Source organism: Streptomyces diversicolor (assembly GCF_057537855.1).
The window spans coordinates 38,687-61,652 of the sequence record NZ_BAAJXA010000054.1 but is presented as its reverse complement, the minus strand read 5'-3'; the positions used below and the strand labels follow the sequence as shown (position 1 = coordinate 61,652).

Here is a 22,966-nt window from a genome sequence, read left to right as displayed (position 1 = left end):
GACAGCGGCAATCGGTGGGCCTTCTTTGGGCTGCGCCGAAACGCAGGGCGGAGACGCTGCAAGACCGCCCCATAAGGCCAGGAAGAACAGGGTTTTGGCCCGTACTGGCGAGGCGGCCCGGTGACCGCGAGCAACGGCCGGAGGGTGGGGCTTTAGACGTCGTCTCATTTGTTGAGTCTGCGGTAGCAGATGAGGCTGCAGGCGAGGGCGGTGAAGGCCAGGAAGTGTTCGACCTTGCGTTCGTAGCGGCGGTGCAGGCTCGGCATGTGCACCCCCTGCGCCTTCCCCGAACCCTCCCAGCTCCCGAGGAGTGCCTGACATGGGCAAGCCCGACACCCGCCGTATCGACCGCGAGATTCAGAAGACGACCCGCAAGCTGGAAGCCGTCCGGCAGGGCGAGATGTGGCCGCTGACCGGGGCCGAGCGCCGCGCGGTGCTGCGGGCACTGGCCGGCGGCTCCTACCGGGTCATGCGGAGCAAGAGCACCGCCCGCGCCGAGAACCGTCTGGAATCCGTCTCGACCGCGGCGGAGACGCGACTGGTCGCGGAGATCACCGCGCTGCAGGTCGAGCGGCAGCGGATCGTGAACGAGGCCGCCGCCGCCAAGGCCGCCAAGAAGTCCTCCGGCTGGTGGTGACCATGCCGCCCAACGGCCCCCGCTGCCCGGCCGCACACCCGGACGCCCCCACCCCGTGCGCTGGCCCGGCCGTCGTCACCGTCCTCGACACGCACAACGCCGACGCGGACGGGTGCAAGCACCACGCCGCCCGCCTGCTGGCCTCCCTCGCCGGCGGCCGCGTCTACCCGCTGCCGGACGCCCCGGACGGGGCCGCGCTCCGGGTGTTCAAGGCCGCCGACTGCCTCCGCCCGTTCTGCTGGCTGGACGGCCCACACGCCTTGCCGTCCCAGCTCAGCAACACGGACAACCGCGCCCGCCGCGAGCACTGACCCGCCACCGCCCCTCGCCCGCGCCACCACCGAGCGAGGGGCGGCCGCACCCCACACTTTCCGCCCCGCATCCGGGGCAGTCAGGAGTTCCCCTGCCATGAGTGGCAACGTTGTTCCCCTGCACAAGAACCCCACCACGCCCACTGCCGACGGCACCCGCACACCGCTGGCGGCCGTTCCCGACCAGCCGACCACCCTCGTCGCCCCGCCGACCGCCCTGGCCGTGGTGCCCTTGTGGGTGCGCTCGGGGCGTGCGGTTCGCACGGCTGTGACGCATGAGCGGACGCGGACGGCCGCGCGGACGGTGGCCCGGCATAGCCTCTACGTCGCCGGCGGCGCGAGGATCGTGGCCCGCCGCACGTGGGACGGCCGCACCGCCGCCCGCTATGAGCGCATGCTCCGCGCCGCCGAAGCGGCCGGGAACTACGAGGCGGCCGCGGAGTGGGAGGAGCGCGGGCAGCGCTTCCGCGAAGCCCGCCACCACCGCCGCATGGACCTGCTGCACTCCCCGGTGGACGCGGCCAGGGGCGTCCTGGTCGGCACCGGCATGAGCATCGGCTCCCTGGTCGCCCTCGGCATCGTCCCGGCCATCGCCAACAAGGACGCCACCGACGTCATCACGCCGCTGATGGCCGTGATCAAGTTCATCCGCCTCATGGTCGTGATCGTGCAGGTGGTGTGGGGGCCGCTCATCACCATCGGCCCCTTCCTCGCCCTGCTCGCCCTGTGGGCCGTCGGCAGCAACCAGCAGGCCGCACCGAACTGGGCCCTGCCGGCGAACGTCCGCAACGGCGAGGGGGAGCCCATCACCCCCTCAATCGTGGTCAAGGCCCTCCGGGACCTGGGCGTGCCCGCGCTGCGCAACGCCATCAAGGAGATGGGCGACGCCGGCGCGTCCATGCTCGGGCCCATCCGGATCGCCGGATGCGGCGTCGAGGTCGACGTCACCCTTCCCTCCGGAGTGTCCACGGTGGAGGTGCAGAACCGGCGCCGCAAACTCGCGGAAAACCTCACCCGGCACGAGCACGAGGTGTTCATCACCCTTCCCACCGCGGCGCGGACGGTGCGGCTGTGGATCGCGGACTCGGGTGCCCTGGATGAGCCGATCGGCCCCTCTCCGCTGGTCACCGACGAGACTCTGACCGCCGACTACGCCAAGGGCCGCGCCCCGTGGGGGCAGGATCTGCGCGGAGATGCCGCCGCCCTGTCCCTGTACCAGCGGCACCTTCTGATCACGGGCCTGTCCAACCAGGGCAAGACCGCCACGCTGCGGGCGCTCGCCCTGTGGCTCGCCCTCGACAGGTCGGTGGAGTTCCGGATCGCAGACCTGAAGGGCGCCAGCGACTGGGCCGTGTTCGACGGCCTGGCCACGGTGCTGATTCAAGGGCCGACCGATGAGCACGTGATCGAGGCCACGGAGATGGTGGAAGGGGGTGTGAGCGAGATGGAGCGCCGCCTCCAGGCGCCGCCCGGGACCGCGTTCCCGCCGCTGATCCTGCTGGTGGACGAGGCGCAGGTGGCGTTCATGTGCCCGCTGGTCGACAACGACAACCGCCCCTATGGCGGCTCCAAGGCCACCAGCCGCTATTTCATGGCCGCGCGGAAGATCCACAACCAGGGCCGTGCGGTGAACGTGCTGCTGTGGCAGGGCACGCAGGACCCCACCGACCAGAACCTTCCCAAGCTCGTGCGCGAGGGCGCCCACACCCGCGCCTCCAGCAGGAACCCGGTACCGATCCCGCCGCCGTTAGTGCCCTACCTGCTCGCGCACAAGGAGCAGCAGGACGCCATGCGCACGGCGGCCGGCGAGCTGTGGCAGGAGTGCGGCGCGGTCTTCACCCGCCCGGACGGTCGCCCCATCGACCCGCGGGCCGACTGGGCGGAGTTCAAGGAGCTGCTGGCCGAAGCGGGCATCGACGACCGGCGCCTGTACGACGGCAGCCGACACACAGCCGGGACGATCCTCAACGAACTCGGGGTGGACATGCCCACGATCATGGAGATCCTGCGGCACACCCAGATCAGCCAGACACGGCGGTACGTGAAGGGCCGGTCTCACCTCTCGAAGGACGCCATGCGCCGTATGGGAGACGCCTTCATGCCGCGTCAGATGCCCCCTACTGAGACCAGAACTGAGACCGAGGACCGGCGAGCCGAGCGGGCACGGCGCCACCGCCGCATCCGCTGAACGAGAAAGCCCAGCTCAGGCACTGTCTGAGCTGGGCTTCAGTGGAGCCGCTTTCGGGATTCGAACCCGAGACCTACGCATTACGAGTGCGTTGCTCTGGCCATCTGAGCTAAAGCGGCATGCTGCCCGCGACTATGGTGCGATCGGCAACGTCGGTAAGTCTACACAGTTTCCGAGGGTGCTTCGTACACGCCCCGGAGAGGGTGCCTCCGGGGCGTGCGGCGGGCTATGAGCATCGCTTTCCGTTGGCCGGAGGGGTGCCCTTCAGCAGGTAGGCGTTGATCGCGGAGTCGATGCACGCGCTGCCCCGGCCGTAGGCGGTGTGGCCGTCGCCGACGTAGGTGAGCAGGCGGGCGGAGGAGAGCTGGTGGGCGAGGGACTGGGCCCAGGGGTACGGCGTCGCCGGGTCGCGGGTGGTGCCCACCACCACGATCGGGTCCGCGCCCTTGGCCTCGATGCGGTGCGCCTCGCCCGTGGCCCGCACCGGCCAGTACGCGCAGTTCAGGGACGCCCAGGCGAGGCCCTTGCCGAAGACGGGGGACGCCTTCTCGAAGGCCGGGAGATCCTTCTCGACCCGCTCGGGGCTGTCGAAGGCCGACGGGAGATCGAGGCAGTTCACGGCGGCGTTGGCGAACATCAGGTTCGTGTACTGGCCGTCGCCGTCACGCTCGTAGTAGCTGTCCGAGAGCGCCAGCAGGCCGGCTCCGTCGTTGTGCTTCATCGCCGAGGTGAGCGCTTCGCGCAGCCGGGGCCAGGCCGCCTCGTCGTACATCGCGGCGATCACCCCGGTGGTGGCGAGGGCTTCGCCGAGCCTGCGGCCGTCCGCGTCGCCGGCCGGGACCGGGTGTGCGTCCAGTTTGCGGAAGAAGGCCGCGAGGTGGTCGCCGACCTGGGCCGGGGGCGTGCCCTTGCCGCCTAGCGGACAGTCGGCGTGCCGGACGCAGTCCCTCGCGAACGCCTGGAACGCGGTCTCGAAGCCCCTCGTCTGCTCCAGGTTCAGCTGCCGCGCGGACAGCGACGGGTCCATCGCGCCGTCCAGGACGAGCCGGCCCGCCCGCCCGGGGAACAGCCCGGCGTACGTCGCCCCGAGGAAGGTCCCGTAGGACGCGCCCACGTAGTTCAGCTTCCGGTCCCCGAGCACCGCCCGCAGGATGTCCATGTCCCGGGCGGCCTCCACCGTGGACACATGGCGCAGCAGCCGCGACGAGCGGGCTCCGCAGCGCTCCGCGAACTTCTTGTACCGCTCGACCAGCGCGTCGGTCTCCTTGTGGTCGTCGGGCGTGACGTCCGACTGCGTGTACGTGTCCATCTGCCGCCCGTCCAGGCACTGGACGGGCTCGCTGCGGGCGACGCCGCGCGGGTCCATCGACACCATGTCGTAGCGGGCTCGGACCTCGGCCGGGTAGCCGATGCCGGCGAACTGCTGGAGGTAGCCGACCGCGGAGCCGCCCGGGCCGCCCGGGTTGACGAGGAGCGAGCCGAGCGGCCGGCCCTCGCCGGTGGCCTTCTTGCGGGCGACGGCGAGCCGTACGTCGCCGGCGCCGGGCTTGGCGTAGTCGAGCGGCGCCTTCAGCGTCGCGCACTGGAAGCCCTCGACGCCGCAGTCGCGCCAGGCGAGTTTTTGCCCGTAGTACGGCGCGAGCGCGGGCGGTGTCGAACTCGGCAGCGGGGCCAGGGCGGGCTGCGCCGCTTCGCCGGTTGCTGTCGTCGAGCCGCCCGCGGAGCACGCGGTGAGGAGCAGCCCGGCTGCCGTGAGGGCGGTGGCCAGGGCGCGGGCGGTGGCCTTGGTCGGGCGGGGAGTTCGCCTGGTGTGCATCGATCGAGCGTAACGCTGAGCGATGGGGCGGATGCGATGCGTGCTCTTCATGGCTCTTACGGGTGATGACGTCAACGCCGCAACGGCCTGGGCCCTGGACGGGTGAGCGGCGCGTCCCGGACCGGCGGCCGGGGTCAGCCCGCTCTCAGTGCCATCGTCATCGCCTCCACCGCGAGCAGCGGCGCCACATTGCGGTCCAGGGCCTCCCTGCACGCGGAGATCGCCTCGATGCGGCGCAGGGTCGCCTCCGGTGAACTGGCGTGCGCCACCCGCTCCACCGCGTCCTCTGCGTCCGTGCTGGCCATCGCCACTCGGGAGCCGAACTGGAGGGCGAGCACATCGCGGTAGAAACCGGTGAGGTCGCCGAGGGCGACATCGAGGCTGTCCCGCTGTGTCCGGGTTCTGCGCCGCTTCTGCATGTCCTCCAGGTCCTTCATCACGCCCGCCGTGCCGCGCGGCAGCCGTCCGCCCTGGGCCGCGCCCAGCGCCGCCTTCAGCTCCTCCGCCTCCTTGCCGTCCGTCTCCTCGGCGAGCTGCTTGGCGTCCTCGGCCGCGGCCTCGACCAGTTGCTGGGCCGCCTTGAGGCAGTTGCCGACCTCGTCGAGGCGGAGCGGGAGCTTCAGCACGGAGGCGCGGCGCTCCCGTGCGGCCGGGTCGGTGGCCAGCCGGCGGGCCCGGTCGACATGGCCCTGCGTGGCGCGGGCCGCCGCGGCGGCCACGTCCGGCTCGACGCCCTCGCGGCGGACGAGCATGTCGGCGACGGCATCCACCGACGGTGTGCGCAGGTTGAGATGTCGGCAGCGGGAGCGGATGGTGGGCAGCACGTCCTCGATGGAGGGCGCGCACAGCAGCCAGACCGTGCGGGGCGCGGGCTCCTCCACGGCCTTGAGCACGGCGTTGGCCGACTTCTCGTTCAGCCGCTCGGCGTCCTCGACGAGGATCACCTGCCAGCGGCCGTTCGCCGGTGCCGTGAACGACTTGCGGACCGTGTCCCGCATGTCTTTGACAAGGATCTCGCTGCCGACCGCGGCGACCGTGGACACGTCCGCGTGGGTGCCGACCAGCGCCGTGTGGCAGCCGTCGCAGAACCCGCAGCCGGGGGCGCCGCCGAGCGCGCGGTCGGGGCTCACGCACTGCAGGGCCGCGGCGAAGGCCCGCGCCGCCTGGTTGCGGCCCGCGCCGGGCGGGCCGGTGAACAGCCACGCGTGCGTCATCCTGGACGCCTCCGGCGGCGGCGCGTCCGCGGCGGCGGCGGTGACGAGGGCGTCGGCGTCCCGGGCTGCCGCGTCCAGCAGCTCGCTCACCTTCTCCTGCCCGACGAGGTCGTCCCACACGGTCATGGGTCACGCCGCCCTTCCGTCACGTTCCGCGTTCCGGAGTCCATTGTGCGGGTGCCCACTGACAACGGGCCGCCGACCGCCTCCACCGACGGCATACGCGGTCCGCCTTCGCCGACCGACCCCATGTACGGACCGCCTTCGCCGGCCGACCCCATGCACGGACCGCATGCGCGGACCGCATGCGCGGACCGCCTTCGGTGACGGCCTTCACCGACCGCACCGATGCATCCGGTGACCGTACCCGGTGACCGGCATTCCACGCCGGCCAGCCGGTCGCGGGCAGTGCCTACCACGTGTACGCCACGCGGCCCGCAGCGGCGGAGCGGTCAGCCGCGTCGCCCCCGGCCCCGCCGGTCCCGGTTCTCGTCGTACTCCTCGGCCTCGTACGACCCGAGCAGTTCGTCCGCCAGCGACGGCAGGTCGTCCAGCGGTGTCTCCTCGGCCCAGTCGGGCCGCGGGCGGCGCCGTGCCGCGCCGCCGGCCTCGGCGTCCGCGTCGACCTGTGGCATCTCGCGCGTACGGTCCTCGTCGTCGCCCGCCGCCGAAGGCCGCTCGTCCCGGAAGAAGTCCCGCGGGACCCGGTCCGCCGGGTCGTCGGCGGGTACGGGCGGCAGCACGGCGGTCTCGTCCGCCGCGCCCGGGCTGACCGGCGGCAGCACCGCCGTCTCGTCGGCGGCCCCCGGCACGACCGGCGGCTGCGGCAGCTTCGCCGTCACCTCGGACTCGGACTCCGCCTGCCGGCCGGGGCGAGCCCCGCCGTCCCGCTCCTCGCGCACCGGCCGCAGCACCGCCGTCTCGTCCGCACCGGGCGTCACCATCGGCGTCTCCACTGTGGTGGCCTCCGGCGTCACTCCGGGAGCCGCCGGCCGCGGTGCCGTGGGCTGCTGGGCCACGGCATCGGCCGCGGCCGCCGCCTCGGCGGCCCGGCGCCTGGCCTCCTCGGCCCGCAACAGCGCCTCTTCGGCCTTGCGCTGCCTCTCCTGGCGCCGCGCCTCCTCCTCGGCGCGCAGCCTGGCCTCCTCCTCGGCCTGCCGACGCCGGCGCTCCTCCTCGGCCTTGCGGCGGGCCTCTTCCTCGGCACGGGCCTTCTCCTCGGCGAGGAGCCGCTGCCGCTCCTCCTCCGCCCGGCGTCTGGCCTCCTCGGCCCGCTGCCGGGCCTCTTCCGCCTGCCGTTCGGCCTCGCGCCGCTGCGCCTCCTCCAGCTCGCGCTGCTTGCGCTCCTCCTCCTCGGCGCGCAGCCGGGCCAGCTGCTCCTGGCGCTCGCGCTCCAGGCGCTCCTCCTCGGCCTTGCGGGCGGCCTCTTCCTCGGCCTTGCGGCGGGCCTCCTCCTCGGCGGCCTTGCGGGCCTCCTCCTGTGCCTTGATCTCGGCCTCGGACAGCGGCAGCACGATGTCCAGACGGTGCCGGATGACGGTGGTGACGGCCTCCGGTTCCTGGCCCGCGTCCACAACGAGGTAGCGGCCGGGGTCGGCGGCGGCCAGCGTCAGGAAACCGGCCCGCACGCGCGCGTGGAACTCGGCGGGCTCCGACTCCAGCCGGTCCGGTGCCTCCGTGAACCGCTCGCGGGCGGTCTCCGGGGACACGTCGAGCAGGACGGTCAGGTGCGGGACCAGCCCGTTGGTCGCCCAGCGGTTGATCCTGGCGATCTCGGTCGGGGACAGGTCGCGGCCCGCTCCCTGGTAGGCGACCGATGAGTCGATGTAACGGTCGGAGATGACGACCGCGCCCCGCTCCAGCGCGGGCCGCACGACCGTGTCGACGTGCTCGGCGCGGTCGGCGGCGTACAGCAGCGCCTCAGCGCGGTGGGACAGTCCGGCCGACGACACGTCCAGCAGGATCGACCGCAGCCGCTTGCCCACGGGGGTGGCCCCGGGCTCGCGGGTGAGGACGACCTCGTGCCCCTTGGCCCTGATCCACTCCGCGAGGGCTTCGGCCTGGGTGGACTTCCCGGAGCCGTCGCCGCCTTCCAGGGCGATGAAGAAGCCGTTCGCGGCGGGCGCCTGCGCCGGGTCGTCGCCGCCGAGCAGCGCGTCGCGCAGGTCCTGCCGCAGCGGGACGCCGGCCCGGTCGTCGACCTTGGCCAGCACCAGCGCGGCCACCGGCAGCAGCAGCGCGCCGACCAGCATCAGCGTGAAGGCGGCGCCGCCGTGCGCGAACACGAACCTGCCGTTTTCCAGGCGGTGCGGACCGATGAGCGCGGCCACCAGGGGCGCGATCAGCGCACCGGCCGCCACGAACACCCGGACGACGGCGTGCAGATGCTCGGTGGTGCGCGGCCGGCGGTGGTCCTCGGTCTCCTGGTCCAGCAGCGCGTGCCCGGTGTTGGCGGCCACGCCCGCGCCGACCCCGGCCAGCGCGACGATCAGCACCACGCTGGTGACGTCCGGGACGAGCCCGGCGGCGAGCAGGGCCACACCGGTGAACGCGATGGCAAGCGACAGCAGCCGGCGGCGCGAGAGCGACGGCAGGACGGCGGGGGCGGTGCGGATACCGACGACGACTCCGCCGGTCAGCCCGAGCACCAGCAGGCCGTAGAGCACGGGGCCGCCACCGAGTTCCGTGGCGTGCAGCACCGAGACGGCGACGGCGGCGGAGATGGCCCCGGCGACGGCGGCGCAGGCCGGGACCAGCAGCGGGATCGCGCCCGTGCGGCCCTTGTCCACGCCGGTGCCGGTCCTGGGGCGGCGCAGTCCTTCGAGCGGGGACCGCGGGCGCGGAGTGCGCGTGCCGGGCAGCTCCAGGAAGGTCACCACCGACAGGGACGCGGCGAACAGCCCGGCCGCCACATACGAGCCGAGCGCCACCTGGTGCTGGTCGAACCAGCCGACGCCGGTGCCGAGCAGGTTGTTCAGGAGTGCCCCGACGACCAGGGCGGCGGCGGCCAGGGGGACCGCGGCGAAGCTGGTGCGCAGCGCAAGCCGGCGCAGGGCGTCCATGTGGTCCGGCAGCGGTCGCACCGTCGCGCCCTCCGGGGGCGGGGCGGGCAGCAGCGCGGGGGCCGCGCTCTCCCGGCACACGGTCCAGAAGCGCTCGGCGACCCCGGTGACGAAGACGGTCACCAGGAGGACGGCGAGCGCGTTGTCCGGTGTCCAGTCGATCCACAGCGGGGCGATGATCAGCAGCGCGGCCCGCAGGCCGTCGGCGCCGACCATGGTCCAGCGGCGGTCGAGCGGGCCTTCCTGGGAGGTGAGGGAGGCGAGCGGGCCGAGGAGGACGGCGCCGAAGAGCAGCGTCGCGAGGATGCGCGCCGCGAACACGGCCGCCACCGCGAACGCCACGCCGCGGTAGCCGTCGCCGAACGAGCCCTCGGCGATGGCCGCCTGGAGGGCGAGCACGACGAGCACCAGCAACGCGAGGGTGTCCCCCACGCCGCCGACCAGCTGCGCGCTCCACAGGCGCTTCAGCTCGGGCTGGCGCAGCAGGGCGCGGACGGCGCGCTCGCGGGAGTCCGCTACGAGTGCGTCGTCGGGGGTCGTGCTGTGGGCCGTTGGCTGCTCGGCTCGCGTCATGCGTTCAGCCTATCGGCAGCCACCGACAGCCCGCGGCGGCCGTCCGAACGTGCGCACGCCCCGACACCAAAGTGATGCCTGGGCGTGCCCTTCGCGCACCGGATGTGCGCGATGTGAAGGACCGACGACACGGGGCCCGCGCCGTCCGGGCCGTCAGTCCTCCACGGACGCCTTGGAGGCCGTCGCCTTCTTCGCGGTGGTCTTCTTGGCCGTGGTCTTCTTCGCGGCGGAGGTCGCCTTCTTGGCCGCCGTCTTCTTCGCCGCGGTCTTCTTCGCCGGGGCGGTCTTCTTCGCGGCCGCCTTCTTCGCCGTCTTCTTGGCGGGGCCCTTCGCCCGCTTCTCGGCGAGCAGTTCGAAGCCGCGCTCCGGGGTGATCGTCTCGACACTGTCGCCGGAGCGCAGGGTCGCGTTGGTCTCCCCGTCGGTGACGTACGGTCCGAAGCGGCCGTCCTTGACGACCACCGGCTTGCCGCTGACCGGGTCCGCGCCGAGTTCCTTCAGCGGCGGCTTGGCGGCGGCGCGGCCACGCTGCTTGGGCTGGGCGTAGATCGCCTCCGCCTCCTCCAGCGTGATCGTGAAGAGCTGGTCCTCCGACTGGAGCGAGCGCGAGTCCGTGCCCTTCTTCAGATACGGCCCGTAGCGCCCGTTCTGTGCGGTGATCTCCACGCCGTCCGCGTCCGTGCCGACGACCCGCGGCAGCGACATCAGGCGCAGCGCGTCCTCCAGCGTCACCGTGTCCAGCGACATCGACTTGAACAGCGAGGCGGTGCGGGGCTTGACGGCGTTCTTGCCCGTCTTCGGGGTTCCCTCGGGAAGGATCTCCGTGACGTACGGGCCGTAGCGGCCGTCCTTGGCGACGATCGGCCGGCCGGTCTCCGGGTCGGTGCCCAGCGAGCGCTCGCCGCTCGGCTTGGCGAGGAGTTCCTCGGCCAGTTCGACGCTCAGCTCGTCGGGCGCCAGGTCCTGCGGGATGTCGGCGCGCTGGTGCTGCTCGGCGTCCTTCTCGCCCCGCTCGATGTACGGGCCGTAGCGGCCGACCCGCAGCACGATGTCGTTGCCGACCGGGAACGACGACACCTCGCGCGCGTCGATCGCGCCCAGGTCGGTCACCAGCTCCTTGAGGCCGCCGAGGTGGTCCCCGTCGCCGTTGCCGGCGTCGGCCGCGCCACCTGTGGCTGTGCCCTCGCCGAAGTAGAAGCGCTTCAGCCACGGCACGGCCTGGGCCTCGCCGGCCGCGATGCGGTCGAGGTCGTCCTCCATCTTGGCGGTGAAGTCGTAGTCGACGAGCCGCCCGAAGTGCTTCTCCAGGAGGTTGACGACGGCGAAGGACAGGAAGGACGGCACCAGGGCCGTGCCCTTCTTGAAGACGTAGCCGCGGTCGAGGATCGTGCCGATGATCGACGCGTACGTCGACGGGCGGCCGATCTCTCGCTCTTCCAGCTCCTTGACCAGGCTGGCCTCGGTGTAGCGGGCCGGGGGCTTGGTGGCGTGCCCGTCGACCGTGATCTCCTCGGCGCTCAGCGCGTCGCCCTCGGCGACCTGCGGCAGCCGGCGCTCACGGTCGTCCAGCTCGGCGTTCGGGTCGTCGGCACCCTCGACGTACGCCTTGAGGAAGCCGTGGAAGGTGATCGTCTTGCCGGACGCGCTGAACTCGACGTCCCGCCCGTCGGCGGCCCTGCCGCCGATCTTCACGGTGACGCTGTTGCCGGTCGCGTCCTTCATCTGGGAGGCGACCGTCCGCTTCCAGATCAGCTCGTAGAGCTTGAACTGGTCACCGGTCAGACCGGTCTCCGCGGGCGTGCGGAAACGATCGCCCGAGGGCCGGATCGCCTCGTGCGCCTCCTGCGCGTTCTTGACCTTGCCGGCGTACGTACGCGGCTGGGACGGCAGGTAGTCCCCGCCGTACAGCTGCGTGACCTGGGCACGGGCGGCGCTGATCGCGGTGTCGCTCAGCGTCGTGGAGTCCGTACGCATATAGGTGATGTAGCCGTTCTCGTACAGCTTCTGCGCGATCTGCATGGTCGCCTTCGCGCCGAAGCCGAGCTTGCGGCTGGCCTCCTGCTGGAGCGTCGTCGTACGGAACGGGGCGTACGGCGAGCGGCGGTACGGCTTGGACTCGACGGACCGGACCGAGAAGCGGGTGTTCTCCAGGGCGGCGGCGAGGGCACGGGCGTTCGCCTCGTCGAGGTGGAGGGTGCTCGCGCTCTTGAGTTGTCCCAGCGAGTCGAAGTCGCGGCCCTGCGCGACCCGCCTGCCGTCGACGCTCTGCAGGCGGGCAACGAGCGACGACGGGTCCGACGGATCCCCCGCGCGGCCGGTCGCGAAGGTGCCCGTCAGGTCCCAGTACTCAGCAGAACGAAAGGCGATGCGGTCGCGTTCCCGCTCGACCACGAGCCGGGTGGCGACGGACTGGACCCGGCCGGCCGACAGGCGCGGCATGACCTTCTTCCACAGGACCGGCGAGACCTCGTAGCCGTAGAGGCGGTCGAGGATGCGGCGGGTCTCCTGGGCGTCGACGAGCTTCTGGTTGAGCTGGCGCGGGTTGGCGACGGCGGCGCGGATCGCGTCCTTGGTGATCTCGTGGAAGACCATCCGCTTGACCGGGATCTTCGGCTTGAGGACTTCCTGGAGGTGCCAGGCGATCGCCTCGCCCTCCCGGTCCTCGTCGGTGGCGAGGAAGAGTTCGTCGGAGTCCTTCAGCAGGTCCTTGAGCTTCTTGACCTGCGCCTTCTTGTCGGCGTTGATCACATAGACGGGCTGGAAGTCATGCTCGACGTCCACGCCGAGGCGGCGCACCTCGCCGGTGTACTTGTCCGGCACCTCCGCGGCGCCGTTGGGAAGGTCGCGGATGTGCCCGACGCTCGCTTCGACTACGTAGCCGGGGCCCAGGTAGCCCTTGATCGTCTTCGCCTTGGCAGGCGACTCGACGATGACGAGTCGGCGGCCGCCCTGTGCGGTCTCGCTGGTCGGGGACAACTTCGCTCTTCTCTCCGGTCGACGCTTGGGGCCTCCCCAGGCCATTGTCCCGGGGTCGGGTGGTGGTGACGCTGCGGAGTGTGACGGTACATCCCGCCCCCGTGTCAAACGGGAAAAGCCCGCAACGGCCACTCGAACGGTAACCCGACTACCGCCATTCCTGCCGCCCGGACCGCTGGGGGACCGTGCGGCCGTGCCCGGAGGGTGGCGCTCCCCTTACGCCTGGAACAGCAGGCGTGGCGCCCTCAGATGCGGGTGAAGCAGTACGCCCCGAGGCCCAGCGCGATCATCGAAGCGAGGCAGGTGAGGGTCGCCGATGCGACTCGACTCACACCGTGGGCGATGGGCTCACGGCGGTGCAGCCGCGTGCCGGTCCATGCCAGCAGTGCGCCTCCGAACAGGGCGAACACCACTCCCGCGAAGATCGCCGGTCCGCTCTCCATGGTTCCTCGCGCCCCTTTCCCCCCGGTCCGTGCGTACCCCGCGCCCGGAGACTGGCACGCGCGGGCGGCGGACGGGCGAATCCGAGGTGAACGCGCGGTCGGCGCCCCTTCCCGTACGCGTCCGAACCCACCCGCCCGGAACCGGTCGCCCACCTCGTTCCGGCCGGTTTCCTCACGGATGACACACGGGTCACAGAGGACACCGGCTACGGGTCATGGAGAGCCCGTGGAGCACGGTGACGCGGCGAGGCACGGCCGGCGCGCAGGGCGCGGGCAGGCACGCGGGGCACAGCAGGCGCGCCGGCCGCGATGCCACCAGGAACTCGGGTGACGAAAGGCACGCAGGCCACAGCAGACACGCATGCCACAAGTGACGTATCAGTCACACGGCATCCGGACCGCCCGGCAGGGAACCGCACGAGTCACCGCGGCGCGCATCGCACAGAGCCCACGGAGCCCATTCAAGCCGCGGAGTGCCCCCGGCCGAGGGCGGGTCGGATCGTCAGGCCGGTTCCAGGAAGCCCTGTTCCACGAGGACGCGGATCTGCGCCGGCGTACGGTCGCGCAGGACCACCGGGTCCTCGCCCAGCAACTGGGCGATGGCGTCCAGAATGCGGCCCGCGCTCAGCGTGCCGTCGCACACGCCCGCGAAGCCGGCGCCGACGGTGTCCACCTTGGTGGCGCGCCGCATCCCGCGGTTCTGGCGCAGCACGACATGCTCCGGGTCCTCGGCGCCGGGCAGTCCGACCTGCTCCTGTACGACCTCCGTGACGAGCCGGAAGTGGCTGTCCAGCAGGGCCGCGTCGTCATGCTCGCGGAGGTAGTCGAGGCGGGCGAAGTGCGCCCGGACCGCCTCGCCGAGCGGCTGTTCGATCGGATGCGGCCACTCCTCCACGGTGACGGAGGGCGTCGCGGCCCCCGTCCTGCGCAGCGTGATCCATCCGAACCCGACCGCCCTGACCTTGCGCGCCTCGAACTCGTCGAGCCAGGCGTCGTACCGCGCCTGGTACTCGGCGGCGTCCCCACGGTGGTCGCCGGCGTCCCTCAGCCACAGTTCGGCGTACTGCGTGATGTCCTGCACCTCGCGCTGCACGACCCAGGCGTCGCACCCGCGTGGCACCCATGATCTGATCCTGTCCTGCCAGTCCTCCCCTTCCACGTGCTGCCAGTTGGCGAGGAACTGCGCGAACCCGCCCACGTTCAGCCGTTCCCCCGATTCCTGAACGAGCGAGCGGCACAGATCGTCCCCGCCCATTCCACCGTCCCGGTAGGTCAGCCGGGCGCGGGGCGAGATCACGAAGGGTGGGTTCGAGACGATCAAGTCGTACGTCTCCCCGTCCTTGACCGGTTCGAACAGCGATCCCTCGCGCAGGTCGGCGGCCGGGGCGCCGGACAGGGCGAGGGTCAGCGCGGTCATGTGCAGGGCGCGCGGGTTGACGTCGGTCGCCGTCACGCGCGTGGCGTGCTGGGCGGCGTGCAGGGCCTGGATCCCGGAACCGGTGCCTAGGTCGAGCGCGGCGGCGACGGGCGTGCGCACGGTGATGCCGGCGAGCGTCGTGGAGGCGCCGCCGACCCCGAGCACGACCCCCTCGTCCCGGTTCCCGATGCCGCTCGCGCCGCCTACCGCGCACCCGAGGTCGGACACGATGAACCAGTCCTCGCCGCCCGGACCGCCGTACGGCCGTACGTCCACGCTCGCGGCGACCTCGTCCCCGCCCGTGCGCACCAGCCAGCCGCTCTCCAGGCACTCCGGGAGGGGCAGCACGTCCGCCACGCGCGCGTACGGGACGGGCTGCTGGAGCAGGAACAGCCGTACCAGCGTCTCCAGCGGCGTGTCGCCGCGGGTCGCCCGGAGCGCGGGCACGGTCTCGCTGCGGGCCAGTGCCGCATAGGCCGGGGCGCCGAGCAGTTCGAGCAGCCCGTCGGCGGTGAAGGAGGCGCCGAGCAGGGCCTCACGCAGCCGGGCGGCGACATCGGGGCGGTCGGAGGACGGCAGGGAGCGCAGGGTGGCGTTACTCACGTGTCCCATTGTGTCCGCTCGTGCGGGCGGTGCACGCACCCGAGCCCTCCAGGGGCCGGCCCCGCCACAGCCCCTGGATCAGCCCGCGGTCTGCGAGGCCGACGGCGATGCGGACGCGGACGCCGACTTGCAGGTCTCCTGCCGGGCCATCGCCTTGCCGACGTCGCCCTCCTCCAGGTTCTTGAGCGCGTCGTTGCCGGTCTTGCTCAGCTTGGACAGCTCCGTCGCGATGTCCTTGAGACCGTCGGCGAACTTCCCCTGGTTCTTGGTGTCCAGCTCGTCGACCTGCTTCTTCAGGGACGCGTACTGCGCCGAGATGGCGTTCAGCTCCTTGACGGCGTCCTGCTGCTTCTTCTCGCCGCCGTCGACGGCGGGCGCCCCGGCCGAACTGACGGCGGCGCCGATCGCCTTGTAGGCGTCCGACATGTCCTGGAAGGCCCGCGCGTCCGTCTTCTGCACGTCCGCCGGTGCGCTGTTGTCCGAGGTCTGCTTCTGTATCGCGGTGTTGGCGGAGGCGATCTTCTTGGCCTGCGGCTGCACCGCGTCGCAGACCTGCTTGGCCCAGGCGTCCAGCTTTTCGTTGGTGTCGTCGCCGCTGCATCCCGTCAGCGCCAGCGCCAGTACCGCGCCGCCGGACAGTGCGGCCGCGAGCTTCTTGTTCACCGGATCGGTCCCTTCCGTGGCTCTCGGCCCCCGGACCCTACACGCCACACCGTCCGCGTCCGCCGCCGTACGTCCGTTAAGAACACTTTTGATGCCATTTACTCCGAGGGAGAGAAGGCTCACGGCCGCAGCGGCGGCCACACGCGCGTGAAGCGGGCGGGCGGCGCGTCGATGCGCGCCGCCCGCCCGCCCGTTGAGCGACCTTGCTGGGACCGCCTAGGGAACCACCGCGGGATCGGCCGACTCGGACACCCGCTCGGCGTTCTCCTCGTCGTCCCCCACGGCGATGCCACGCCGCTTGGAGACGTACACCGCCCCGACGATGACCACGAGCGCGAGGACCGCGATCAGGATCCGCACGCCGAGGCTCTTGTCGCTGCCGTAGGAGAACTTGATGATGGCCGGCGCGATCAGCAGCGACACCAGGTTCATCACCTTCAGCAGCGGGTTGATCGCGGGTCCCGCGGTGTCCTTGAAGGGGTCGCCGACGGTGTCGCCGATCACCGTGGCCGCATGGGCCTCGCTGCCCTTGCCGCCGTGGTTGCCGTCCTCCACGAGCTTCTTGGCGTTGTCCCAGGCGCCGCCGGAGTTGGCGAGGAACACGGCCATCAGCGTGCCCGCGCCGATGGCGCCGGCCAGATAGGAGCCGAGCGCGCCGACGCCGAGCGTGAAGCCGATGAAGATCGGCGCCATCACGGCCAGCAGGCCCGGCGTGGCCAGCTCCCGCAGGGCGTCCTTGGTGCAGATGTCGACGACCCTGCCGTACTCGGGCTTCTCGCTGAAGTCCATGATCCCGGGCTTCTCTCGGAACTGCCGGCGCACCTCGAACACCACGGAGCCCGCCGACCGCGACACGGCGTTGATGGCGAGCCCGGAGAAGAGGAAGACGACCGCCGCGCCCGCGATGAGGCCGACCAGGTTGTTGGGCTGTGAGATGTCCAGCATCAGGGTCATCGGCGCGCCCGCCCCGGAGAGCCGTTCGCCGACGTCGTGCGCCCCGGTCGTGATCGCGTCGCGGTACGACCCGAACAGCGCCGAGGCCGCCAGGACGGCGGTGGCGATCGCGATGCCCTTGGTGATGGCCTTGGTGGTGTTCCCGACCGCGTCCAGGTTGGTGAGCACCTGGGCGCCCGCGCCCTGGACGTCGCCGGACATCTCGGCGATGCCCTGTGCGTTGTCGGAGACCGGGCCGAAGGTGTCCATGGCGACGATCACACCGACGGTGGTGAGCAGGCCGGTGCCGGCCAGCGCGACCGCGAACAGGGCCAGCATGATCGACGTACCGCCGAGCAGGAACGCTCCGTAGACGCCGAGTCCGATCAGCAACGCGGTGTAGACGGCCGATTCGAGGCCGATCGAGATGCCGGCGAGCACGACGGTGGCGGGACCGGTGAGCGAGGTCTTGCCGATGTCGCGCACGGGGCGGCGCGAGGTCTCGGTGAAATAGCCGGTGAGTTGCTGGATCACCGCGGCGAGCAGGATGCCGATCGCCACCGCGACCAGGGCGAGGATCCGCGGATCGCCGTCCTTGCCGCTGATCGCCGCGTCCGTGACGCCGCTGAGGTCGGAGTATTTCCCCGGCAGGTAGACGAAGACCGCCACCGCCACCAGGGCGAGCGAGATCACGGCCGAGATGAAGAAGCCACGGTTGATCGCGGACATGCCGCTGCGGTCCGCCCGGCGCGGGGCGACCGCGAAGATGCCGATCATGGCGGTGATCACACCGATGGCCGGTACCAGCAGCGGGAAGGCGAGCCCGGAGTCACCGAACGCCGCCTTGCCGAGGATCAGCGCGGCGACCAGGGTCACGGCATACGACTCGAACAGGTCGGCGGCCATGCCCGCACAGTCGCCGACGTTGTCGCCCACGTTGTCGGCAATGGTCGCGGCATTGCGCGGGTCGTCCTCCGGAATGCCCTGCTCGACCTTGCCGACCAGGTCGGCGCCGACGTCGGCGGCCTTGGTGAAGATGCCGCCCCCGACTCGCATGAACATGGCGATCAGGGCGGCCCCGAGGCCGAAGCCCTCAAGCACCTTCGGCGCGTCGGCCGCGTACACCAGCACGACACAGGAGGCGCCCAGCAGGCCGAGCCCCACCGTGAACATGCCGACGACGCCGCCCGTACGAAAAGCGATCTTCATGGCCTTGTGCGAGACGGTGGTGAGATCCTTTTCCGGTTCTCCCTCCGCCGGTGTCGCCTCCCTGGCCGCCGCGGCGACGCGCACATTACTGCGCACGGCGAGCCACATGCCGATATAGCCGGTGGCCGCCGAAAACGCCGCGCCGATCAGGAAGAACACCGACCGTCCGGCACGCTGATTCCAGTCGTCCGCGGGCAGCAGCATGAGCAGGAAGAACACGACGACGGCGAAAACGCCGAGCGTGCGCAGCTGGCGGGCCAGATAGGCGTTGGCGCCTTCCTGGACCGCCGCGGCGATCTTCTTCATGCTGTCGGTGCCCTCGCCTGCCGCGAGCACCTGGCGCACCAGGATCCCGGCTACCACGAGCGCGGCCAGCGCGACGACCACGAAGACCGCCACCAGGACGCGGTTGCCGTCGGTCAGGACTGCGGCTGCGAGGGATGTGGGGTGGCCCAACTGATGAGGGGTAGAAAGCCCCGCCATTCGTCCTCCTTGACGCTTGGGCTGAGCTCAAGATGTGGACGGATTGTAGGTACCGGAACCTGATCAAAACAGAGCGCGGTAAACGGAATTAGCCTTCACTTGCTCTTCAGCAAATGATCGACGCCGCGCCACGGAACCCGAAAGCGGTAATGCCTCAAAAGCATTGACGCACGCATTGACGCTTGATCAAATTATCGGCTCATTGATCGTGAATTTCTTCACGAATTCGGGTGGCGGTGGCGGGAGCACAACACGAAGGGCCCTGCTGAGCAGGGCCCTTGAGTGTGACGCCCGACAGGGCGCGCGCCACGGACGGCGCCGACGGGGTGCCTACGGCGCGCCGGTGGCGGGTGATCGCGCCGGTGGAGCGCCGGTGGTACGGAATGCCTCAGCCGTGCGCGACCGCCGGCGGCGTGGTCGGCCAGGTCATACGGATCTGCCCGCCGTGTTCCCCGGCGGTCACCTCCACGTCGTCGACGAGGCCGCTGATGACCGCGAGGCCCATCTCGTCCTCCTCGGCCTCCGCGTCCACGTCGTGTCCGGACCCGCCGGGCGCCCGGTCACCCGGGGCCGAGCGGGGCGCCTCGTCGCCGACCTCGATGGAGAACTGTTTCTCCTCCTCGACCAGCACCACCTTCACCGGCGCGGTGGTGCCGGAGCTCTGGTGCAGCCCGACGGCACGGGAGCATGCCTCGCCCACGGCGAGCCGGACCTCGTCGAGTACGGCCTCGTCCACCCCGGCCCTGCGCGCCACCGCTGCCGCCACCAGTCGGGCGGTCCGGACGTGCTCGGGCAGCGCGCTGAAGCGGAGTTCAACGGTGGCCATGCATCCCCCTCGGAACTTCGGGCGTGCGGTCGGGGGGCCGGGCCGCCGAAAGCCCCGCCCCCTGATCAGCTTCTTCGGCCCGGGCGATCGGCCCGGGACGCGGTCCTACGGCGGATCGGGCCGCTCGGCGGCCCGGATCCGGTCGGCGGCCCGGGGTCAGTCGGTGGCCGCAACCGCTTCCTCGACCGAGGTGTGAATCGGGAACACCTTGGTGAGGCCGGTGATACGGAAGATCTTGAGAATGCGCTCCTGGTTGCAGACCAGGCGCAGGGAGCCCTCATGGGCACGCACCCGCTTCAGGCCGCCGACCAGCACGCCGAGCCCGGTGGAGTCGAGGAAGTCCACGCCCTCCATGTCGACGACGAGGTGGAAATTCCCGTCGTTCACCAGCTCGACCAGCTGCTCGCGCAGCTTGGGCGCGGTATATACGTCGATTTCGCCACCGACCTCGACGACCGTACGATCGCCGACGGTACGGGTCGACAGGGACAGGTCCACGGATCCTCCAGCACCTTGCTATCGAGCGGTCGCCCCTCGGGACACCTCGGCTTGCGGCCCCCGGGACGTACGCCAGCCGCGATGGCATTCAATCACTTACCGGCAGGCGTGCACGACGCCTTGGCCCCATTGTCCGTCACGCCGGTGACACACTCGGTCCCGATGGCCAAGAATCACCGATCCGATCGATCCCCGACGGACGCCGCATCCCGCTTCTCCCCGGGCACGGTCCTGCACCGGCTCGCCTCGGGGCCGAACCGGTCTGCGCGCATCACCCATACGGAGCACTTGCCCCCGCGCGCGGGACGCCATGCCGTCTGGCCCGACCGGATCCGTGCGGAGGTCGTCGCGGCCGTCCAGGCCGCCGGCATCGACCACCCCTGGGCGCACCAGGCCCTGGCCGCCGAGCACGCCCTGGACGGCGACTCGGTGATCGTCTCCACGGGCACCGCCTCCGGCAAGTCACTGGCGTACCTCGTGCCGGTCCTGTCGGCCCTGCTGGACGGCTCCGAGGCCCCGAACGGCCGCGGCAGCACCGCGCTGTACCTGGCCCCCACCAAGGCCCTCGCGGCGGACCAGTGCAGATCGGTGAAGGAACTTTCACAACCGCTCGGCACCGCGGTGCGTCCGGCCGTCTACGACGGAGACACGCCGTTCGAGGAACGCGAGTGGATCCGCCAGTACGCCAACTACGTCCTCACCAACCCGGACATGCTGCACCGGGGCATATTGCCCTCGCACGCCCGCTGGTCCTCCTTCCTGAAGTCCCTGAAGTACGTCGTCGTCGACGAGTGCCACACCTACCGGGGGGTCTTCGGCTCGCACGTCGCCCAGGTGCTGCGCCGGCTGCGCCGCCTCTGCGCCCGCTACGGCGCCTCCCCCGTGTTCCTGCTGGCCTCCGCGACCGCCGCGGAGCCGTCCGTGGCGGCCCGCCGGCTGACCGGCCTGCCGGTCGTCGAGGTCGCCGACGACGCCTCACCCCGAGGGGAACTCGTGTTCGCCCTCTGGGAACCCCCGCTCACCGCACTGCACGGCGAGAAGGGCGCACCCGTCCGCCGCACCGCCACCGCCGAGACCGCCGACCTGCTGACCGACCTCACCGTGCAGGGCGTGCGCTCGGTCGCCTTCGTCCGCTCCCGGCGTGGCGCCGAGCTGATCTCGGTGATCGCCCAGGAACGCCTGGCCGAGGTCGACCGCTCCCTGCCCGGGCGGGTGGCGGCCTACCGGGGCGGCTACCTCCCCGAGGAGCGCCGCGCCCTGGAACGCGCCCTGTACTCCGGCGAATTGCTGGGCCTGGCCGCCACCACCGCCCTGGAACTCGGCGTCGACATCTCCGGGCTGGACGCCGTGGTGATCGCCGGATATCCGGGCACGCGCGCGTCCCTGTGGCAGCAGGCGGGCCGCGCCGGACGCTCCGGCCAGGGCGCCCTGGCGGTCCTGGTCGCCCGCGACGACCCGCTCGACACCTTCCTCGTGCACCACCCCGAAGCCCTGTTCGAGCAACCCGTGGAGTCCACGGTCCTCGACCCCGACAACCCGTACGTCCTGGCCCCGCACCTGTGCGCCGCCGCCGCGGAGGTCCCGCTCACCGAAGAGGACCTGGAGCTGTTCGGCCCGGCCTGCGCGGAGCTGCTGCCGCAGCTGGAGGCCGCGAAGCTGCTGCGCCGGCGGACCAGGGCCTGGCACTGGACGCGTCGCGAGCGGGCCGCCGACCTGACCGACATCCGCGGCGCGGGCGGCACGCCGGTACAGGTCGTGGAGGCCGGGACGGGACGCCTGCTGGGCACGGTCGACGCGGGCGCCGCCCATTCGACCGTGCACGAGGGCGCGGTCCATCTGCACCAGGGCCGCACCTACCTGGTGCGCTCGCTCGACCTGGAGGACTCGGTCGCCCTGGTCGAGCAGGCCGAACCGCCCTATTCGACGGTCGCCCGCGACACCACGTCCATCTCCGTCCTGGAGACGGACATCGAGGTCCCCTGGGGCGCGGGCCGGCTCTGCTACGGCTCCGTAGAGGTCACCAACCAGGTCGTCTCCTTCCTGCGTCGACGTGTCATCACCGGTGAAGTGCTGGGCGAGTCGAAGCTCGACCTCCCTCCTCGTACGCTGCGGACGCGGGCGGTGTGGTGGACGGTCACCGAGGACCAGCTGGACGAGGCCCGGATCAACCCGGAGATCCTCGGCGGCTCCCTGCACGCCGCCGAGCACGCCTCGATCGGCATGCTGCCGCTCTTCGCCACCTGCGACCGCTGGGACATCGGGGGCGTCTCGGTGCCGCTGCACCCCGACACGCTCCTGCCGACGGTCTTCGTGTACGACGGCCACCCGGGCGGTGCGGGCTTCGCCGAACGCGCCTTCCACACCGCCCGCGACTGGCTGGCCGCCACCCGCGAGGCCATCGCCGCCTGCGAGTGCGACGCCGGCTGCCCGTCCTGCATCCAGTCCCCCAAGTGCGGCAACGGGAACGAACCGTTGCACAAGCGAGGAGCGGTACGACTCCTCACGACCCTGCTGAGAGATGCCCCACGAGAGCCGGGAGCCGGGCAGGCCCCGAATGCCAGGCAGGCACCGGACGCCGGGCAGGCACCGGGGGCCGGACAGGCACCGGGGGCCGGACACTCGCCGGACGCCGGGCAGGCACCGCAGACTGGGCACGCCCCGAATGCCAGACAAGCACCGGACGCCGGGCGCGCGCCGAGGGCCGGGCACGCACCGGACGCCGGGCAGGCACCGCAGACTGGGCAGGCACCGGACGTTGGGCACGCGCTGGACGCCGGGCGGCCGGGGGCCGGGCAGGCACCGGGCACTAGGTACGCGCCGGAGGCTGAACGGGCGCTGGCGCCGGGGCGGGCTCCGGGCCCGGAGCGGGCGTCTGGCCCCGAGGAGGCGCCGGGACCCGCGCGGGTCTCGGAATCCCGGTAGCCGCCGCGGTCCGAGGAGACACCGCGGTCAGGGCAGCCGTCCGAGCGGACCCCGGTTCCTGCGCGGACGCCGGTTCCCATGCGGGCGCCGGTTCCTGCGCGGACCCCGGTTCCCATGCGGGCGCCGGTTCCTGCGCGGACGGCGGTTCCTGTGCGGGCCCCAACCCCCGGAGGGAGGCCACGTCCGGAGCCG

At 71.8% G+C, this 22,966-nt stretch carries 14 protein-coding genes, 1 tRNA gene and 1 pseudogene; 4 read left to right on the top strand and 12 right to left on the bottom strand.

Features of this window, described 5'->3' with window-relative positions; translation table 11 throughout:
* Positions 1-164 precede the first annotated feature (164 nt).
* A pseudogene (locus AC27LF_RS40050) lies at positions 165-257 on the bottom strand (IS5/IS1182 family transposase); the annotation flags it as partial.
* A gap of 62 nt (positions 258-319) precedes the next feature.
* Between AC27LF_RS40050 and AC27LF_RS40045 the strand changes: the two are divergent.
* The 3 genes from AC27LF_RS40045 to AC27LF_RS40035 all read left to right on the top strand — a co-directional run bounded on the left by AC27LF_RS40045 (position 320) and on the right by AC27LF_RS40035 (position 3,136).
* Entirely contained in the window at positions 320-637 is a 318-nt protein-coding gene (locus tag AC27LF_RS40045) for a hypothetical protein (protein WP_479661299.1), read from the top strand.
* Positions 631-948 carry a hypothetical protein gene (locus tag AC27LF_RS40040; protein ID WP_479661298.1) on the top strand — a complete coding sequence of 106 codons (318 nt, stop codon included), beginning with the start codon at positions 631-633 and terminating at the stop codon, positions 946-948. Before AC27LF_RS40045 ends, AC27LF_RS40040 begins: the two co-directional genes overlap by 7 nt.
* Before the next feature lie 97 nt (positions 949-1,045).
* Positions 1,046-3,136, top strand: coding sequence for a tyrosine-type recombinase/integrase (locus AC27LF_RS40035; RefSeq protein WP_479661297.1), 2,091 nt, complete (start codon positions 1,046-1,048; stop codon positions 3,134-3,136).
* Positions 3,137-3,178: 42 nt separating this feature from the next.
* Here the strand turns inward: AC27LF_RS40035 and AC27LF_RS40030 are convergent.
* The 11 genes from AC27LF_RS40030 to bldG all read right to left on the bottom strand — a co-directional run bounded on the left by AC27LF_RS40030 (position 3,179) and on the right by bldG (position 19,852).
* Positions 3,179-3,255, bottom strand: a tRNA-Thr gene (locus tag AC27LF_RS40030).
* A gap of 107 nt (positions 3,256-3,362) precedes the next feature.
* Positions 3,363-4,952, bottom strand: a complete 1,590-nt coding sequence (locus AC27LF_RS40025; protein WP_479661296.1) for an alpha/beta hydrolase — start codon at positions 4,950-4,952, stop codon at positions 3,363-3,365.
* A gap of 134 nt (positions 4,953-5,086) precedes the next feature.
* Positions 5,087-6,292 (bottom strand): DNA polymerase III subunit delta', encoded by a 1,206-nt coding sequence (locus AC27LF_RS40020; protein WP_479661295.1) that lies wholly within the window; start codon positions 6,290-6,292, stop codon positions 5,087-5,089.
* A 326-nt stretch (positions 6,293-6,618) separates the two neighbouring features.
* Entirely contained in the window at positions 6,619-9,801 is a 3,183-nt protein-coding gene (tmk, locus tag AC27LF_RS40015) for a dTMP kinase (RefSeq protein WP_479661294.1), read from the bottom strand.
* A 153-nt stretch (positions 9,802-9,954) separates the two neighbouring features.
* A complete protein-coding gene (gene topA / locus AC27LF_RS40010; RefSeq protein WP_479661293.1) occupies positions 9,955-12,777 on the bottom strand; it encodes a type I DNA topoisomerase in 2,823 nt (940 codons plus the stop codon).
* A gap of 245 nt (positions 12,778-13,022) precedes the next feature.
* Positions 13,023-13,220 (bottom strand): hypothetical protein, encoded by a 198-nt coding sequence (locus AC27LF_RS40005; RefSeq protein WP_479661292.1) that lies wholly within the window; start codon positions 13,218-13,220, stop codon positions 13,023-13,025.
* A gap of 502 nt (positions 13,221-13,722) precedes the next feature.
* Positions 13,723-15,249 (bottom strand): DUF7059 domain-containing protein, encoded by a 1,527-nt coding sequence (locus AC27LF_RS40000; RefSeq protein ID WP_479661291.1) that lies wholly within the window; start codon positions 15,247-15,249, stop codon positions 13,723-13,725.
* A gap of 69 nt (positions 15,250-15,318) precedes the next feature.
* Positions 15,319-15,903 carry a small secreted protein gene (locus tag AC27LF_RS39995; RefSeq protein WP_479661290.1) on the bottom strand — a complete coding sequence of 195 codons (585 nt, stop codon included), beginning with the start codon at positions 15,901-15,903 and terminating at the stop codon, positions 15,319-15,321.
* A 216-nt stretch (positions 15,904-16,119) separates the two neighbouring features.
* A complete protein-coding gene (locus AC27LF_RS39990; protein ID WP_479661289.1) occupies positions 16,120-18,528 on the bottom strand; it encodes a sodium-translocating pyrophosphatase in 2,409 nt (802 codons plus the stop codon).
* Between the two features lie 388 nt (positions 18,529-18,916).
* Complete coding sequence (locus AC27LF_RS39985) at positions 18,917-19,354, bottom strand: ATP-binding protein (RefSeq protein ID WP_479661288.1); 438 nt, start codon at positions 19,352-19,354, stop codon at positions 18,917-18,919.
* 156 nt (positions 19,355-19,510) lie between these two features.
* On the bottom strand, positions 19,511-19,852 hold the full coding sequence (bldG, locus tag AC27LF_RS39980) for an anti-sigma factor antagonist BldG (protein WP_010986038.1): 342 nt from the start codon (positions 19,850-19,852) through the stop codon (positions 19,511-19,513).
* A gap of 81 nt (positions 19,853-19,933) precedes the next feature.
* On the opposite strand from bldG, the gene AC27LF_RS39975 reads away from it, so the two are divergent.
* Entirely contained in the window at positions 19,934-22,774 is a 2,841-nt protein-coding gene (locus AC27LF_RS39975) for a DEAD/DEAH box helicase (protein WP_479661287.1), read from the top strand.
* Positions 22,775-22,966 lie beyond the last annotated feature (192 nt).